Source organism: Mesorhizobium sp. Root554, assembly GCF_001427025.1.
Taxonomy (GTDB): Bacteria; Pseudomonadota; Alphaproteobacteria; order Rhizobiales; family Rhizobiaceae; genus Mesorhizobium.
Map to the genome: position 1 here is coordinate 220,589 of NZ_LMGA01000001.1, position 14,640 is coordinate 235,228.

General features: G+C 64.8%; 16 protein-coding genes and 2 pseudogenes. 10 read left to right on the forward strand and 8 right to left on the reverse strand.

Going from position 1 to position 14,640, the window contains the following annotated elements; genetic code table 11:
* The 3 genes and pseudogenes from ASD44_RS01055 to ASD44_RS01065 form a co-directional block, all read left to right on the forward strand.
* Positions 1 to 927 (forward strand): annotated as a pseudogene (locus ASD44_RS01055) (leucyl aminopeptidase family protein); the annotation flags it as partial.
* A 44-nt stretch (positions 928 to 971) separates the two neighbouring features.
* Positions 972 to 1,322 (forward strand): MarR family winged helix-turn-helix transcriptional regulator, encoded by a 351-nt coding sequence (locus tag ASD44_RS01060; protein WP_056107617.1) that lies wholly within the window; start codon positions 972 to 974, stop codon positions 1,320 to 1,322.
* A 22-nt stretch (positions 1,323 to 1,344) separates the two neighbouring features.
* Positions 1,345 to 2,205: an NlpC/P60 family protein gene (locus tag ASD44_RS01065; protein ID WP_056115185.1), complete on the forward strand. Its 861-nt coding sequence runs from the start codon at positions 1,345 to 1,347 to the stop codon at positions 2,203 to 2,205.
* Positions 2,206 to 2,211: 6 nt separating this feature from the next.
* On the opposite strand, the gene moaB is transcribed toward ASD44_RS01065, so the two are convergent.
* From moaB to ASD44_RS01095, 6 genes are all read right to left on the reverse strand, one after another.
* Positions 2,212 to 2,760: a molybdenum cofactor biosynthesis protein B gene (gene moaB / locus ASD44_RS01070; protein ID WP_056107620.1), complete on the reverse strand. Its 549-nt coding sequence runs from the start codon at positions 2,758 to 2,760 to the stop codon at positions 2,212 to 2,214.
* A complete protein-coding gene (locus ASD44_RS01075) occupies positions 2,747 to 3,643 on the reverse strand; it encodes a 4-(cytidine 5'-diphospho)-2-C-methyl-D-erythritol kinase (protein WP_056107621.1) in 897 nt (298 codons plus the stop codon). Before ASD44_RS01075 ends, moaB begins: the two co-directional genes overlap by 14 nt.
* 9 nt (positions 3,644 to 3,652) lie before the next feature.
* Entirely contained in the window at positions 3,653 to 3,835 is a 183-nt protein-coding gene (locus ASD44_RS01080; RefSeq protein ID WP_056107626.1) for a hypothetical protein, read from the reverse strand.
* Between the two features lie 94 nt (positions 3,836 to 3,929).
* Positions 3,930 to 4,793, reverse strand: coding sequence for a S49 family peptidase (locus ASD44_RS01085; protein WP_056115188.1), 864 nt, complete (start codon positions 4,791 to 4,793; stop codon positions 3,930 to 3,932).
* 68 nt (positions 4,794 to 4,861) lie between these two features.
* Positions 4,862 to 5,659 carry a methyltransferase gene (locus tag ASD44_RS01090; protein ID WP_056107628.1) on the reverse strand — a complete coding sequence of 266 codons (798 nt, stop codon included), beginning with the start codon at positions 5,657 to 5,659 and terminating at the stop codon, positions 4,862 to 4,864.
* Positions 5,656 to 5,880, reverse strand: coding sequence for a DUF2007 domain-containing protein (locus ASD44_RS01095; RefSeq protein WP_056107631.1), 225 nt, complete (start codon positions 5,878 to 5,880; stop codon positions 5,656 to 5,658). The genes ASD44_RS01090 and ASD44_RS01095 overlap by 4 nt, the downstream gene beginning before the upstream one ends.
* Before the next feature lie 164 nt (positions 5,881 to 6,044).
* Here ASD44_RS01095 and ASD44_RS01100 point away from each other — a divergent pair, with 164 nt between their 5' ends.
* The 5 genes from ASD44_RS01100 to ASD44_RS01120 all read left to right on the forward strand — a co-directional run bounded on the left by ASD44_RS01100 (position 6,045) and on the right by ASD44_RS01120 (position 11,181).
* Entirely contained in the window at positions 6,045 to 7,061 is a 1,017-nt protein-coding gene (locus ASD44_RS01100; RefSeq protein ID WP_056107632.1) for a polyprenyl synthetase family protein, read from the forward strand.
* 167 nt (positions 7,062 to 7,228) lie between these two features.
* Positions 7,229 to 9,004 carry a tetratricopeptide repeat protein gene (locus ASD44_RS01105; protein WP_056107635.1) on the forward strand — a complete coding sequence of 592 codons (1,776 nt, stop codon included), beginning with the start codon at positions 7,229 to 7,231 and terminating at the stop codon, positions 9,002 to 9,004.
* Positions 9,005 to 9,239: 235 nt separating this feature from the next.
* A complete protein-coding gene (locus ASD44_RS01110) occupies positions 9,240 to 9,653 on the forward strand; it encodes a plastocyanin/azurin family copper-binding protein (protein ID WP_056107639.1) in 414 nt (137 codons plus the stop codon).
* 128 nt (positions 9,654 to 9,781) lie between these two features.
* Positions 9,782 to 10,702 (forward strand): glycine--tRNA ligase subunit alpha, encoded by a 921-nt coding sequence (locus ASD44_RS01115; protein ID WP_056107641.1) that lies wholly within the window; start codon positions 9,782 to 9,784, stop codon positions 10,700 to 10,702.
* A 2-nt stretch (positions 10,703 to 10,704) separates the two neighbouring features.
* The gene (locus ASD44_RS01120) at positions 10,705 to 11,181 is read left to right on the forward strand and encodes a DUF4262 domain-containing protein (RefSeq protein ID WP_056107644.1); all 477 of its coding nucleotides are present in this window, start codon (positions 10,705 to 10,707) and stop codon (positions 11,179 to 11,181) included.
* Between the two features lie 2 nt (positions 11,182 to 11,183).
* On the opposite strand, the gene ASD44_RS18535 is transcribed toward ASD44_RS01120, so the two are convergent.
* The gene (locus ASD44_RS18535) at positions 11,184 to 11,351 is read right to left on the reverse strand and encodes a hypothetical protein (RefSeq protein ID WP_200946392.1); all 168 of its coding nucleotides are present in this window, start codon (positions 11,349 to 11,351) and stop codon (positions 11,184 to 11,186) included.
* A 222-nt stretch (positions 11,352 to 11,573) separates the two neighbouring features.
* Here ASD44_RS18535 and ASD44_RS01125 point away from each other — a divergent pair.
* The coding region (locus ASD44_RS01125) for a glycine--tRNA ligase subunit beta (protein WP_244480490.1) at positions 11,574 to 13,648 on the forward strand (2,075 nt) is incomplete at its 3' end.
* Position 13,649: 1 nt separating this feature from the next.
* A pseudogene (locus ASD44_RS18645) lies at positions 13,650 to 14,060 on the forward strand (DALR anticodon-binding domain-containing protein); the annotation flags it as partial.
* 4 nt (positions 14,061 to 14,064) lie between these two features.
* Here ASD44_RS18645 and ASD44_RS01130 read toward each other — a convergent pair.
* Positions 14,065 to 14,562: a hypothetical protein gene (locus ASD44_RS01130; RefSeq protein ID WP_056206685.1), complete on the reverse strand. Its 498-nt coding sequence runs from the start codon at positions 14,560 to 14,562 to the stop codon at positions 14,065 to 14,067.
* Between the last annotated feature and the right edge of the window lie 78 nt (positions 14,563 to 14,640).

Sequence of the window (14,640 nt, forward strand, 5' to 3'; positions counted from 1 at the left end):
CTCGTCAACACGCCGACCAACGACATGGGGCCGGACGAGTTGGAAAAAGCGGTGCGGGCGCTGGCGAAGACGCACAAGGCCAGCGTTTCCGTCATCAAGGGCGACGCGCTTCTGGCCAGGAATTTCCCGATGATCCATGCGGTCGGCCGCGCCTCGCCGCAGGCGCCGCGTCTCATCGATCTCACCTGGGGGGCGAAGAATGCGCCGAAGGTGACGCTGGTCGGCAAGGGTGTGTGCTTCGACACCGGCGGCCTCGACATCAAGCCGGCGAGCGGCATGCTTTTGATGAAGAAGGACATGGGCGGCGCCGCCAACGTTCTGGGGCTGGCCTCGATGATCATGGCGGCCAAGCTGAAGGTCCGGCTGCGGGTGCTGATCCCGGCGGTCGAGAACGCCATCGCCGGCGACGCCTTCCGCCCCGGCGATGTGCTGCCGAGCCGCAAGGGCATCACCGTCGAGATCGGCAACACCGATGCCGAGGGGCGGCTGGTGCTGGCCGACGCGCTGGCGTTGGCCGACGAGGACGAGCCGCAACTGCTGATCGACATGGCGACGCTGACAGGCGCGGCGCGGGTCGCGCTGGGACCAGACGTCCCGCCATTCTACACGGGCGACGACGCGCTGGCGGCCGAGCTCGCAGCCGCGGCGACCGCGGCCGAGGACCCGATGTGGCGCATGCCGCTGTGGGACGCCTATGATGCGAAGCTGTCGTCCCGGATCGCCGACATCAACAACGTCACCTCGGACGGCCACGCCGGCTCGATCGTCGCCGCGCTGTTCCTGCGCCGCTTCGTGGAGAAGACATCCGCCTGGGCGCATTTCGACATCTTCGCCTGGAATCCATCCGAGCGACCGCATTGCCCGGTCGGGGGCGAGGCGCAGTGCATCCGTGCGCTGGAGCGCGTTATCGCGGCACGGTTCGGCTGACCAGACTGAAACGGAACCGAAACGTTTCCCTGCCATGATGGCGCATGGCTATTTTGTTGCGCCCGAGTCAGGCCTTGCGACTGTGGCAGCAGGTGATGCTGTCGGAGGTGCGCGACGACGCGCCCGACCTCACCATGCGCCAGATGGCCATTCTTCTGACCATCTATCTCGACCCGCCGCCGCATACCATCAGGGGACTGGCGACGCGGCTCAACGTCACCAAGCCGGTCATCACCCGGGCGCTGGACACGATGGGCGCATTGAAGCTGGTGTCGCGCCATCGCGACGAGCTTGACAAGCGCAACGTGCTCGTCAAGCGCACGGTTGCCGGCGCGCTCTATGTCGAGCGTTTCGGCGATGCTATCATCGCCAAGGCGCTCGAACTGCCGATCTGACCCCACCGCCCGGATGCTGCCTGTGACCCTGCGTGACGCCCGCCTTCATGCCTTTCGCGCCGACCTCGCCGATGCCCGCCTGCAGGGCGAGGTGACAGCCGAGCGTTTCGTCGCCGGCCGCCCGGCCCGCATCGGCGTTTCGGTCGTTGACGTGCGCAAGGCGCCGCGGCCCGACGCCGGCGTCAACACGCAATTCCTTTATGGCGAAGAGGTGCGTGTTTTCGAGGAGGCCGATGGCTGGGCCTGGGTGCAGGGCGAGCAGGACGGCTATGTCGGCTACGTGCCGGACACCAGCATCGCAGGGCTTGAACCCGCGGCGACGCATGTCGTTTCGGTGGCACGGACCTTCGTTTATCCCGGTGCCGACCTGCGCTTCCCGCGCAGCGGCGAACTCTCCATGGGATCGGCGGTGACGATAGCCGGAAGCGCCGAGACGCGCGGCACGCACTATGCGCTGCTGCCGTCCGGCGAAGCGGTGATCGCCCGCCATGTCCGGCCCATTGCCGAGCTGTCGCAGGATTATGTGACGGTCGCCGAGATGTTCCTCGGCACGCCCTATCTGTGGGGCGGGTCGTCCGGTTTCGGTATCGACTGCTCGGCGCTGGTCCAGCTCGCCATGCGCATGACCGGGCGCGGCGTGCTGCGCGATTCCGACATGCAGGAGAAGAGCATCGGCGAACTGCTCGACCCCGGCGCCGACCTTGCAGGCCTGCGTCGCGGCGACCTGGTGTTCTGGAAAGGCCATGTCGCGATCATGCTGGATGCGACGCGCATCATCCACGCCAGCGGCCACACCATGATGGTGAGCGTCGAGGAACTGAAGCCGGCCATCACCCGCATCGGCTATCTCTACGGGCCGCCGACGGCGTACCGCAGGCCCTGAGCGAACCTAGCTCTTGCCACGCCGCAGGTGCTCGTCCAGCCGGGGCATGATCTCCACGAAATTGCACGGCATGTGCCGGTAGTCGAGCTGCGCTTTGAGGATGCCGTCCCAGGCGTCCTTGCAGGCGCCGGGCGAACCCGGCAGCACGAACACGAAGGTCGCGTTGACGACGCCGCCGGTGGCGCGGCTCTGGATCGTCGCCGTGCCGATCTTGTCGTAGGAGATGCGGTGGAAGACTTCCGAGAAGCCGTCCATGCGCTTTTCGAAGATCGGCTCCAGCGCCTCCGGCGTCACGTCGCGGCCGGTGAAGCCGGTGCCGCCGGTGGTGATGACGACGTCGATGCCATCGTCTTTCGACCAGCCGAGCACCTTGTCGCGGATCTTGTCCTTGTCGTCCGTCACGATGTCGCGCGCCGCCAGCACATGTCCGGCTTCCACGATACGGTCTGCCAGCACCTGCCCGGATTTGTCATCGGCCAGGCCGCGTGTGTCCGAAACGGTCAGCACAGCGATGCCAACCGGTATGAAAGCGCGCGTCTCGTCAGTCCTGGCCATGATCCTGATCTTCCGATGCGATGCTGCGGGTGGCGGCGACGAACCAGTCCGGCTGCCGGCTGCGGATTTCGGCGGCGGCGCGCTTGGCCATATTGTTGGTTTCGAAGAGGCCGAAGCAGGTCGCGCCCGAGCCGGACATGCGGGAAAAGGCCGATCCTGCCTTGTCCAGGGTCTTCAGCACCTTGCCGATTCCGGGTTCGAGCTCGCGCGCCGGTGTTTCCAGGTCGTTGCGCGTGGTGTCCAGCCAATTCCGCAGCGAATGGAAATCGAATTGCTTCGGCAGCGGCGGCAGGCCCGGGTTTTCGCGCTGCTTCAGCGCCGCGAACACATCGGGTGTCGAGACCGCGACGCCCGGATTGACCAGCACAAGGGCCAACTGCGGAAAGCCTTGCACCGAGGCTGTATCCTGCCCGATGCCGCGGGCAACCAGCGGTCGAGCTTCCATGCACATCGGCACGTCGGCGCCGAGCGAGCGGGCGACCTCGCCCAGGAGGCCAGACTCGATGCCCCAGCCTTGCCCCAGCATTCGCAATACCGCCGCCGCGTCGCTGGAGCCGCCTCCGATCCCGGATGCGATGGGCAGGTTCTTTTCCAGGGTGATATGCACGGGCGGCGCCTTGTCGGAGCCGGCTTGGCGGCGCAACGCATCGCGCGCCTTCACAATCAGGTTGTTCTCGTCATCGGCGAGTTGCGGGCCGTAGCGTCCGGATATCCCGACCTTGTCCTCTTCGGAAGACGATGCGCCAAGACGGTCGCCGAAACGCGTAAACACCACCAGGCTTTCGAGCGAATGATAGCCGTCGGCGAGCCTGCCGGTGACATGAAGAGCGAGATTGATCTTGGCCGGCGCGAGGCCCGTCAGAGGCGAAACGGCGCTGTCCACCGGAAAGGATCAGTCCTTGGCGAGGCGGTATTCGCCTGTCTTCGGGTCCTTGACCAGCGTTCCGTTCGCCCCGGTTGCGTTCTGCTTCTCGGCGCGGCGCACCTTGGCGGTCACGCGCTCGGCTTCGCGGATGAACGAGCGGTAGCCCACATAAGCGGCGATGCCGACGGCGGCGAAGAAAATGAGCTGCATGTCAAAACTCCTCCCTCAGGGCATCCTTGGGTGGCCGGTCGGGGGTGGCCGATCAGGTCGGTAGGCGATCATGGTAGACGCTTCGTGCGACTTTTCAAAGGCCGTATCGTCCCCACAGGGCGCGTTCTTCCGCCACATCGGCCAAGCCGCCCGCCGCCGCTGCCGCGATATCTGCCGCGGGACCTCCCGTATTCGATCCGAACAGGCCGAAGCGGCCAAGGAAGCCGCGCGGCGCGGCAACGAGTTTGAGCTGGGTCTTGGCCCCATACCGGCTCTTGATCACGCCGCGCATGTCGCCGAGCGCATCGACGAGGCCGAGTTCCAGACCCTTCTTGCCGGTCCAGAACAGGCCGGTGAACAGGTCCGGATCGTCCTTGAGCCTGGCGCCGCGCCTTTCCTTGACCAGATCGATGAACGTCTCGTGCACCTCGAGCTGCAGCGCTTTCAGCCGCTCGATGTCTTCCTTCTTTTCCGGCTTGAACGGGTCGAGCACGGACTTGTTGTTGCCGGCGGTATGGACGCGCCGCTCGACGCCAATCTTCTTCATCAGTTCCGGAAAACCGAACGAGGCCGATACCACGCCGATCGAGCCGACGATGGAGGACGGGTCGGCGATGATCTCGTCGCCGGCCACCGCGATCATGTAGCCGCCGGACGCGGCGACGTCCTCGACGAACACAAGCACGCGCTTGTTCTTCTCGACCGCCAGGTCGCGGATGCGCTTGTAGATCAGCCGCGACTGCACTGGCGAGCCGCCCGGCGAATTGATCGAGATGGCGACGGCGGGTGCCTCGAAGGCGAAGGCCTTTTCGATCAGGCCGGCGGTGCTGGCCAGCGAAAGGGCGGGCCGCAACTGGCTGCCGCCGCTCATGATGGCGCCTTGCAGCCGGATGACGGGAATGGTGATGACGCTGGAACGCCAGGATTTCGGGAGCAGGCGATTGAGGAAGCGGCGCAAGCGGTTTTTTCCTGTGAGGTGAAATTGCATGTAGGAATTCGCAGCGGAACGGCAATGCCGCGCCGACGTCAATCGCCGAAAAGCGTTGCAAAGCCGTTGTTGATGGCGTCGGCATCGGCGCGGAACCGGTCGCTGCCGTTCTCATGAAGCACCAGCGGCGGCCGCAGCGAAAGCTTTCCCCGCGCGCCGCGCACGGCGCGGACCACGATGCGGATCGCCGCCGCGTCGGCCCTCGGGTGGACGGCGAGCAATTCCGCATTGCCGAAACGGCCGTCGATGGCGTCGAGAATGGCGCGCAGCGATTCCGGACGGGCGATGACCGCCAACCCGCCGCGCGGCCGCACCACGGCGGCGGCGCTGCGGATCCAGGCTTCGAACAACCCGATTTCCATCACATGCGCCTGCCGCTTCAAGTCGTCGGGCGTAGCCCTGTCTTCGCTGGCGTTGAAGGGCGGGTTCATGATGGCGAAATCGACGGAATTGTCGCGCAGCCCCGACGCTTCGCGCGCCCGCCCGGCAAGCGTCACGTCGGCCTCCAGGATCGAAGCCCTGTCCGCCAGATGCTGGTTGGCGGGGTGCGCCAGTGTCGCCTCGCAGAAGGCCTTCATCTCGGGCGCGCGCTCGACCAGAATGGCCGTCGAATTCTTGCAGCGCGACAGTACCGCAAGGCCGGCCGCTCCGGCGCCGGCGCCGAAATCGGCCAGAGTTCCGGTGAAAGAGGCCGGCACCGAAGCCGCCAGCATCATGGCGTCCATGCCGGCGCGGTGGCCGGATTTCTGCGGCTGCACCAGCCAGAAGCGGCCGCGATGGAAGGCATCGACCGTATGGGCCGGCGTATCCGGCAGGGATTGCGCGCCGACGCTCATGTCTTGCGCAGCTCGTGGGCGATGCCGGCATCGCTGACGATGCGGCGCGCCTCGTCGGCGCGGTCGGATTCCACCAGGATGCGCCGCGGCAGGATGCCGATCGACCCGTCCAGCACGCTCATGTTCTGGTCAGCGGTGAGGAAGCCGATGCCGGCGTCCCGCATCAGCGATTCCACGAATGAAATGATGACGGCGTCATTGGTGTGAATGAGTTCGATCATCGTGGCGGAACTTCCTGTGTCCGGGACATGTAGACGCTTGCGGGCACGCCCGCCAGTACCCGGGCAGGCGTGCCGCGCCAATTCGCCTCTTGCCGCCCAAAGTCCCCTTGCCTAGAGTCTAGGACGGGCAGGGTGCCGTCACGCATCAGGACGGGAGTAATTTTGTGGGTGTGGTTCTCAATATCGAAGGCGGAAAACGCGACGCCGCGACCATAAAGGCGCTGGTCGATCTGACCGCGCAGGACATGGCGCGCGTCAACGAGCTGATCCTGTCGAAGGCGGGCTCCGACGTGGAGATGATCCCGGAGATCGCCAACCATCTGATATCTTCGGGCGGCAAGCGCCTGCGTCCTATGGTGACGCTGGCGGCGGCGCAGATGTTCGGCTACGCGGGCGAGAGCCACGTCAAGCTCGCCACCAGCGTCGAGTTCATGCACACCGCCACCCTGCTGCACGACGATGTCGTCGATGAAAGCGGGATGCGGCGGGGCAAGAAAACGGCCCGCATGATCTGGGGCAACCAGGCCAGCGTGCTGGTCGGCGATTTCCTGCTCGGCCAGGCCTTCCGCATGATGGTCGATGTCGGCTCGCTCGACGCGCTGGACATTCTCTCCACCGCCGCGTCCATCATCGCCGAGGGCGAGGTGATGCAGCTCGCCGCCGCCAAGAACCTCGAAACCACCGAGGACGAGCATTTCGCCGTCATCAAGGCGAAGACAGCGGCGCTGTTTTCGGCCGCCGCCGAGGTTGGCCCGGTGATCGCCGGCGCCTCGCGTACCGACCGCGCCGCGCTGCGCTCCTACGGCATGAACCTCGGTCTCGCCTTCCAGCTCATCGACGATGCGCTCGATTATGGCGGCTCGAGCTCGGACCTCGGCAAGAATGTCGGCGACGATTTCCGCGAGGGCAAGGTGACGCTGCCGGTCATCCTGGCTTACCGGCGCGGCACGCCGGCCGAGCGCGGTTTCTGGAAGAAGGCGATCGAGGAAAACGCCGCCGACGATGCCGGCCTGGAAAAGGCCATCGGCCTGATGACGCGGCACGGCGCCATCGCCGACACGATCGGCCGCGCCCGGCATTTCGGCGAGATCGCCCGTGACGCGCTGGCGCCGCTGGAAAGCACGCCGCAGAAGGCGGCGCTGATCGACGTGATCGACTTCTGCATCAGCCGCGTTTCCTGACCCGGAGCGATCCTGCCTCGCCGCCTGACCTGCCTCGGCGGCGGGATGCCCGGATTGTGAACCGGGCCGCGGTTGAAGCGCGACCCCAAAAAGGCCATGCTTCGGCCCGATAAAGGATTCGAAGGCGGGTCCGGCCCACGGGGCCTCGCCGGGCAGAAAGGGATACGATGCGGCTAACACGCGCTCGCTGGCTTTCGGGGCTGGCTCTGGTGACGGGTATTGCGATTTCCAGTCAGCCCGTTCTGGCGAAGCAAGGCGAAGCACCTATCGAGATCACCTCGTTTTCCGGCGCCTACCTGGCGGCGCGCACGGCTGAGCGAGACAATGACCTCGACAACGCCATCGTCTACTACAAGCAGGCGCTTGCCTTCGCGCCCGAGGATGTCAGCCTGCAGCAGAGCCTGATGCTGACGCTCGTCGCACAGGGTCGCTTCGAGGAATCGCTTGCCTATGCCGACAAGCTGAAGGAAGTGCCGGATGTGGAGCGCTTCTCCCGTCTGGCTCTCGCCGTCGATGCGGTGAAGAAGAAGGACTATCCCAAGGCCGAATACTGGCTGAAGTTCTCGCTTGAATCCGATCTCGACAAGCTGATCTCCGGCGTCATGACCGGCTGGGCGCGTCAGGGAGCCGGGCAGGGCGCCGACGCGATGGCCTTCGTCGACAAGCTGCAGGGGCCGGACTGGTTCGAACTGTTCAAGAACTACCATCGCGCCCTGATCGCCGACGCCTCCGGCCTTTCGGACAAGGCGGACAAGATTTATTCCGAAACCCTCGCCAACACCACGCTGGGCGGCGCGGCGCCTGAAACCTGGGTTCGGAACGCAGAGGCCTATGCCAGTTTCCTTGCCCGCAAGGGCGAGAAGGACAAGGCGCTGGCCGTCATCAGCCAGGCCGAGAATTTCGTCACCGGCAAGCCGGAGATCATCGCCCTGCGCGAAAAGATCACCAAGGGCGAGACGGTCGAGCCGCTGGTTTCGACGCCGGCGCAGGGCTCTTCGGAAATTCTGCTCGACCTTGCCACGGCGCTCAATCGCGGCGGCGGCGAGCCGTTCGTGCGGCTCTATCTCGAATATGCGCTGGCGCTGCGGCCGGATAGCGACGCGGCCTTGGTGCAGCTTGCCGGCGTAGCCGAGGAGATGAAGGATGGCGACAAGGCCATCTCGCTCTACCGCCGCATTCCGGATTCCTCGCCGCTGAAGGCCGTGTCCGACCTCCAGCTCGGCTTGAATCTTGCCGATCTCGACCGCAAGGACGAGGCGATCAGCCATCTGAAGGCGCTGGTCGATGCGCATCCCGATGACATGCGCGGCTATCTGGCGCTTGGCGGCGTCTATTCCACCAAGGAGGATTATCGCGCCGCCGCCGATCTCTACGACAAGGCCGCCTCATACCTGAAGACGCCCGACAAGGCCGACTGGAACATCTTCTACCAGCGCGGCATCGCCTATGAACGGCTGAAGGAATGGCCAAAGGCCGAGCCGAATTTCCGCAAGGCGCTGGAGCTCTATCCCGATCAGCCGCAGGTGCTGAACTATCTGGGCTATTCCTGGGTGGACATGAACAGCAACCTCAAGGAAGCGCTGGCGATGATCCAGAAGGCGGTCGATCTCCGCCCGAGCGACGGCTACATCGTCGATTCGCTGGGTTGGGCCTATTACCGCCTCGGCCGCTTCGAGGATTCGGTGCGTGAGTTGGAGCGCGCCGTGTCGCTGAAGCCGGAGGATCCGGTGCTGAACGATCACCTCGGCGACGCTTACTGGCGCGTCGGCCGCAAGCTGGAAGCCACCTTCCAGTGGAGCCATGCGCGCGACCTCAAGCCGGACCCGACGGTGCTCGCCTCCGTGCAGCAGAAGCTGCTCAAGGGCCTGTCGCCGATCGAAGCCAATACCGCGCAGGAAACACCAAAGACCAAGCCCGGGCCGACACCCACGCCGAAAGGCTGAGGACGGCCCGAAACCGAAGCGCGTGGGCGACTGCATCGGGAGGCCGGTTCTGGCGCGGCCTGACTTTGGCCGGGCGAGCCGGCTCCGGTGACAGCTTTGTTTCGGACCTTTGTCGCGGTCTCGAAACAGCCACGCGTAGGCCGCAAAGCGAACCCAATCTTCGCGGAAGGGTAGGGGGTAAATTATCTGCCCCAAACCTTCCAGAAGGATTGATTAGATGTTTTCTGCAAATCGCATGGCCGCTTCCGCGTTGATGGTGGGCCTTGGAGTTCTGGCGTCGCCAGTGTTTGCTGCAACGGTCATAAACGTCGTCGAGGACGGCGAAGGCGGAGGCGCGATGAGCCTCAAGCTCGACCAGCAGACAGTTGCCGCCGGCCCGGCCGTGTTCAAGGTCAAGAACGACGCGGCGACCGAGGAACATGAGATGATCCTCGTCCGGTTGACCAATGCCGACGAGGCGATACCGCTCAACAAAGCCAGGCACAGGGTTGACGAAAAAAAGCTCAGGAGCCTCGGAGAGGTTTCCGACCTGAAACCGGGTGCAAGCGGCGAAATGAAAGCCACGCTCAAGGCGGGCAACTATCTGGTGTTTTGCAATATCAAAGGTCATTATGAGGCCGGCATGCAGGCCCAACTCAAGGTACAGTAGGCTTTTTGCCGCGCATCCGGGGATGCTATGCGGCCGCCCAAGCTTGACGTGAAAAAATGCCGCCTCTACGAGGGGCGGCATTTTCATTTGCACCGAGACCGCCCGTGAACCCCACCCAGCCCGACCCCATGGACCCCAAGCGCTCGTTCCAGGGCCTGATCCTGACGCTGCACAATTACTGGGCGGCCTATGGTTGCGTCATTCTCCAGCCCTATGACATGGAAGTCGGCGCCGGCACCTTCCATCCCGCCACGACGCTGCGGGCGCTGGGACCGCGGCCGTGGAACGCCGCCTATGTGCAGCCTTCGCGCCGCCCCAAGGACGGGCGCTACGGCGAGAACCCGAACCGGCTGCAGCACTATTACCAGTACCAGGTGATCCTGAAGCCCAACCCGCCGAACCTGCAGGAGCTTTATCTCGGCTCGCTCGAGGCGATCGGCATCGATCCGCTGCTGCATGACATCCGCTTCGTCGAGGACGACTGGGAAAGCCCGACGCTCGGCGCCTGGGGACTGGGCTGGGAATGCTGGTGCGATGGCATGGAAGTCTCGCAGTTCACCTATTTCCAGCAGGTCTGCGGCATTGAATGCGCGCCGGTGGCGGGCGAGTTGACCTACGGGCTGGAGCGTCTGGCCATGTATGTGCAGGGCGTCGACAACGTCTATGATTTGAATTTCAACGGTCGCGACGGCGATGACAGGGTCAGCTATGGCGAGGTCTTCCTGCAGGCCGAGCAGGAATATTCGCGGCACAATTTCGAACACGCCAACACGGCCATGCTATTGCGCCATTTCGAGGACGCGGAAGCCGAGTGCAAGGCGCTGCTGGATGCCGGCGCACCGCCTTCCACCGCCAACAGCCCGATGCACCGCATGGTGTTTCCCGCCTACGACCAGTGCATCAAGGCCAGCCACGTCTTCAACCTCCTGGACGCGCGCGGCGTCATCTCGGTGACCGAACGCCAGAGCTACATCCTGCGCGTGCGCAATCTTGCAAAGGCCTGCGGCGAAGCGTTTCTGCTGACCCAGGCGGGCGGCCTGGCGGCCTGACCATGCCCGCGCCAACCGACGATGGCGAGCGCCAATTCCTCGACATCATCGAGCGGCATGGCTGGCATGTGATGTTTGTCCTCGGAAACGATGAAGGTCCGGGCTTCGCCTATTCAAGCGGCATCTACAAATTGACCGGCAAGCCGGAAGTGATCGTCTTCAGCTTGCCCCGGCAAGTCGCGCATTTCGTCATCAACGATTATGCGGAGCGGGCCAAGGCTGGCCAAACACTGGAAGCCGGCGGGTTTTACGATGAATTCCTCGAAGGACATCCGGTGACATTCGTCGCCGCCGATGCGCCGGATCGCGACCGCGAATACACGACATGGGCCAGCTGGTTCTACGACCGCCAATCGTTCCCCGTGCTGCAGATGGTCTATCCCGATACCAGATCAGGCGCGTTTCCGTGGCAGCCGGGATATCGTGAGGAATGGCGCGAGCTTCAGCCGTTGCTGGGAAATCCGGTCATCCTGAACTGAGATCAAGCCTCCATGCGGTCCGCCATGGTGGCCACCGTCACCGAAACGGTCGTGCCGCCCATGGTCTGCAGCGCGCGGCGTACGCCCGGCATCGAGAACGCGCCATGCGCCTGGGCCGCGAAGCACGCGGTCAGCGCGAGGATTTGAAGAAGTGTCGATGCCGTTTTCATTGCCGTTCAGCCAATAGCTCTCTGCCTGAGCGTTGGTCGCTTCAGCGCAGCGTTCGGTTCATTGGAAACTGTGCCCCTAGGACGCGCGGCGCGGCGCGGCCCCGACAAACGGCGTGAAATTTCTTCTCTTCAAACCACGACGCGGCTCGTCCGGCCCGGCAAAAGGGTGACAGCGGCGAGCCGAGTTGCTATGCCGCGCCCGTAACGACCGCGCGAGCCCCCATGCCAGACCTGCTTCTAGAACTTCGATCCGAGGAAATTCCGGCGCGCATGCAGCGCAAGGCCGCCGGCGACCTGAAGAAGCTCGTCACCGACGGTCTGGTCGAGGCCGGGCTGACCTACGAGGCGGCGCGCGAATACTGGACGCCTCGCCGGCTGACGCTCGACATTCGCGGCGTCACCGCCCGCTCCAGCGACGTGCGCGAGGAGATCAAGGGGCCATCGACGAAAGCGCCGGAACAAGCGGTCCAGGGCTTCCTGCGCAAGGCGGGCCTCGCTTCCGTGGCCGAGGCGCATGTCCATTCCGATCCGAAGAAGGGCGATTTCTACGTCGCCCATATCTCGAAGCCGGGCAGGGCGGCGGAAGAGGTCATCGCCGAATTGATGCCGGCGGTTATCCGCAGCTTCCCGTGGCCGAAATCGATGCGCTGGGGCAAGGCTTCGGCAAGGCCCGGCGCGCTGCGCTGGGTGCGTCCGCTGCAATCCATCGTCTGCACCTTCGGCCCGGAGACGGAGGAGCCAGTGGTGGTCGATTTCGAAATCGACGGCATCCGCGCCGGCAACGTCACCTACGGTCATCGTTTCCATGCGCCCGGCCCGATCACTGTGCGCCGCTTCGATGACTATGACGCCAAATTGCAGGCGGCCAAGGTCGTGCTCGACGCCGACCGCCGCAAGGAGATCATCCTCGCCGACGCCCGCAACATCGCCTTCGCCAATGGGCTCGATCTTGTCGAGGATGACGCGCTGCTGGAGGAGGTCTCGGGGCTGGTCGAATGGCCGGTGGTGCTGATGGGCGAGTTCGAAAAGGATTTTCTCGAAATCCCCGCCGAGGTCATTCGTCTGACGATCCGTGCGAACCAGAAGTGTTTTGTCTGCGCCGACCCTTCAATCCCCCCCTTGTGGGAAGGTCGCGCCGAAGGCGCGGGTGGGGATGAGGAAGCGCCGAGCACCCCCACCCCGACGCTGCGCGTCGACCCTCCCCACAGGGGGGAGGGTGAACGGCGTCTCTCCAACCGCTTCCTCCTCACGGCCAACATCGAGGCGAACGATGGCGGCGTCGAAATCGCCCACGGCAACGGCAAGGTGGTGCGCGCACGGCTTTCCGATGCGCTCTATTTCTGGAAGACCGACCAGTCGGACTTGCCGGACCTCGACGGGTTGAAGGACTCGGCGGCGAAGTTCGATCTGGACCTGAAGAAACCGCTCGACCAGCGCATGGCGCGGCTCGATCATCTGGGCGTCACCTTTCATGCCAAGCTCGGCACGCAGGGCGAGCGGGTCGATCGCATCCGCCGGCTGGCGCGCGAACTGGCGCCCGTCGTCGGCGCCGATCCCGATCTGGCCGACCGTGCCGCGGTGCTGGCCAAGGCCGATCTGCAGACCGAAGTGGTCGGCGAGTTTCCCGAATTGCAGGGCGCGATGGGCCGCAAATATGCTGCTCTCCAGGGCGAGCAGCCCTCCGTCGCCGCCGCGCTCGAGGAGCATTACAAGCCGCAGGGTCCGTCCGACCGCGTGCCGACCGATCCGGTTTCGGTGGCCGTGGCGCTCGCCGACAAGCTCGATACGCTGGTGGGTTTCTGGGCCATCGACGAGAAGCCGACGGGCAGCAAGGACCCCTATGCGCTGCGAAGAGCGGCGCTTGGGGTGGTAAGGATTTTGGTCGAGAACGGGGTGAAGTTATCGGTGTCTCCGGCAATCCATTCTGCCATGCTTCCAATGGCCGTTTTTCTTCTCAACCGTTTTGCAGACGAGCAAGCAATCCAGCGGTTTACTGAGGACATGCTCTTCGAAAAAGAAACGCGAGATCTCACTACAACTCAAAAAATTGCTTATCTGCTAGTACGTGAACGCACCTCAAAATCCATCCCCTACGATTTTGTCGCTGCGGCGACTGATCTCCTCTCCTTCTTCCACGACCGCCTGAAAGTCTACCTGCGCGACCAGGGTGCGCGGCACGATCTAATCGACGCGGTGCTGGCCAGTGGCAGCGTCCCTACCTCCCCCTTGTGGGGAGGTCGCGCCATAGGCGCGGGTGGGGGTGAATCAACGGAGACGTCCGGCACCCCCCCCCCCCCNCTCGCCATCGTCCGCCGCGTTACCGCGCTGGGCTCATTCCTCGACACCGAGGACGGCAGGAACCTGCTCGCCGGAACCAAGCGCGCCGCCAACATCCTCGCCGCCGAGGAGAAGAAAGGTACGGCGGTCGCCGCTGCCGTCGATCCGTCGTTGTTCCGCGACAATGCCGAGAAAGTCCTGCTCGCCGCGGTGAATCAGGCCGAGAGCGAAGCCGCGCAAGCGATTCGGAATGAAGACTTTTCCGCCGCCATGCTTGCCCTTAGCGCATTGCGTGAACCGGTTGATTCATTCTTTGAAGGCGTGCTCGTAAACGACGAGGATGCGGCGGTGCGGGCCAACCGGCTGGCGCTGCTTTCGCGCATCCGCGCCGTCACCGGTCAGGTCGCCGACTTCTCCAGGATCGCCGGCTGAGACATCAGCGCGTGGCCTCCACGGCTTCGCGCAGGTTCTTGGGCCCCTGCTCGCCATTCGGAGGCAGCGGCGTCTTGTCCTCTTGAGGCGCGGTGGCCGGCGCCGAAGCCGAAGACATTGCCGCAGCCGGGTTCGACGACGATGCGCCGCCGACGATACCGGCGCGGATCACAAGCGGTCCGGCTCCCGGCGGTCCGCCGCGTTTGTCCGGAATGGCCGCCACCTTCTCGTCGGTCACCTCCGGCGCGCCCATCACGACAACGGACCGGGTCTGGATATCGGGCGCGGTCGCGGCGCGCGCTGGCGCGACCGAAATATCGGGTGCCGGTGCGGCTGGCGTTTGCCGGCCGGCCGGGGAGGGTGGCGGGCCTCCGATCGCGACAATCGACGGCGTCGCCTCGGCCCCCGGCCCCGGCGTCACGAATGAAGAAGCCTGCGCGCCAAAAATCGTTGGCGCGATCGTCGCGGCGAACGACAGCAGGACCGTTCCTGTCCGGCGCATGAGGCTGGCTCCCTTGTTGTCTTCCCACCATAGGCCGCATGGATTGATGCCGGCTTGCGGCAAAGCATAGGCTTTTAG

Coding starts and splice junctions, on each gene's coding strand:
- ASD44_RS01060 (WP_056107617.1), top strand. CDS start 972: ATGGCTATTTTGTTGCGCCCGAGTCAGGCCTTGCGACTGTGGCAGCAG.
- moaB (WP_056107620.1), bottom strand. CDS start 2,760: ATGGCCAGGACTGACGAGACGCGCGCTTTCATACCGGTTGGCATCGCT.
- ASD44_RS01080 (WP_056107626.1), bottom strand. CDS start 3,835: ATGCAGCTCATTTTCTTCGCCGCCGTCGGCATCGCCGCTTATGTGGGC.
- ASD44_RS01090 (WP_056107628.1), bottom strand. CDS start 5,659: ATGAGCGTCGGCGCGCAATCCCTGCCGGATACGCCGGCCCATACGGTC.
- ASD44_RS01095 (WP_056107631.1), bottom strand. CDS start 5,880: ATGATCGAACTCATTCACACCAATGACGCCGTCATCATTTCATTCGTG.
- ASD44_RS01105 (WP_056107635.1), top strand. CDS start 7,229: ATGCGGCTAACACGCGCTCGCTGGCTTTCGGGGCTGGCTCTGGTGACG.
- ASD44_RS01110 (WP_056107639.1), top strand. CDS start 9,240: ATGGCCGCTTCCGCGTTGATGGTGGGCCTTGGAGTTCTGGCGTCGCCA.
- ASD44_RS01115 (WP_056107641.1), top strand. CDS start 9,782: ATGGACCCCAAGCGCTCGTTCCAGGGCCTGATCCTGACGCTGCACAAT.
- ASD44_RS01120 (WP_056107644.1), top strand. CDS start 10,705: ATGCCCGCGCCAACCGACGATGGCGAGCGCCAATTCCTCGACATCATC.
- ASD44_RS18535 (WP_200946392.1), bottom strand. CDS start 11,351: ATGAAAACGGCATCGACACTTCTTCAAATCCTCGCGCTGACCGCGTGC.
- ASD44_RS01130 (WP_056206685.1), bottom strand. CDS start 14,562: ATGCGCCGGACAGGAACGGTCCTGCTGTCGTTCGCCGCGACGATCGCG.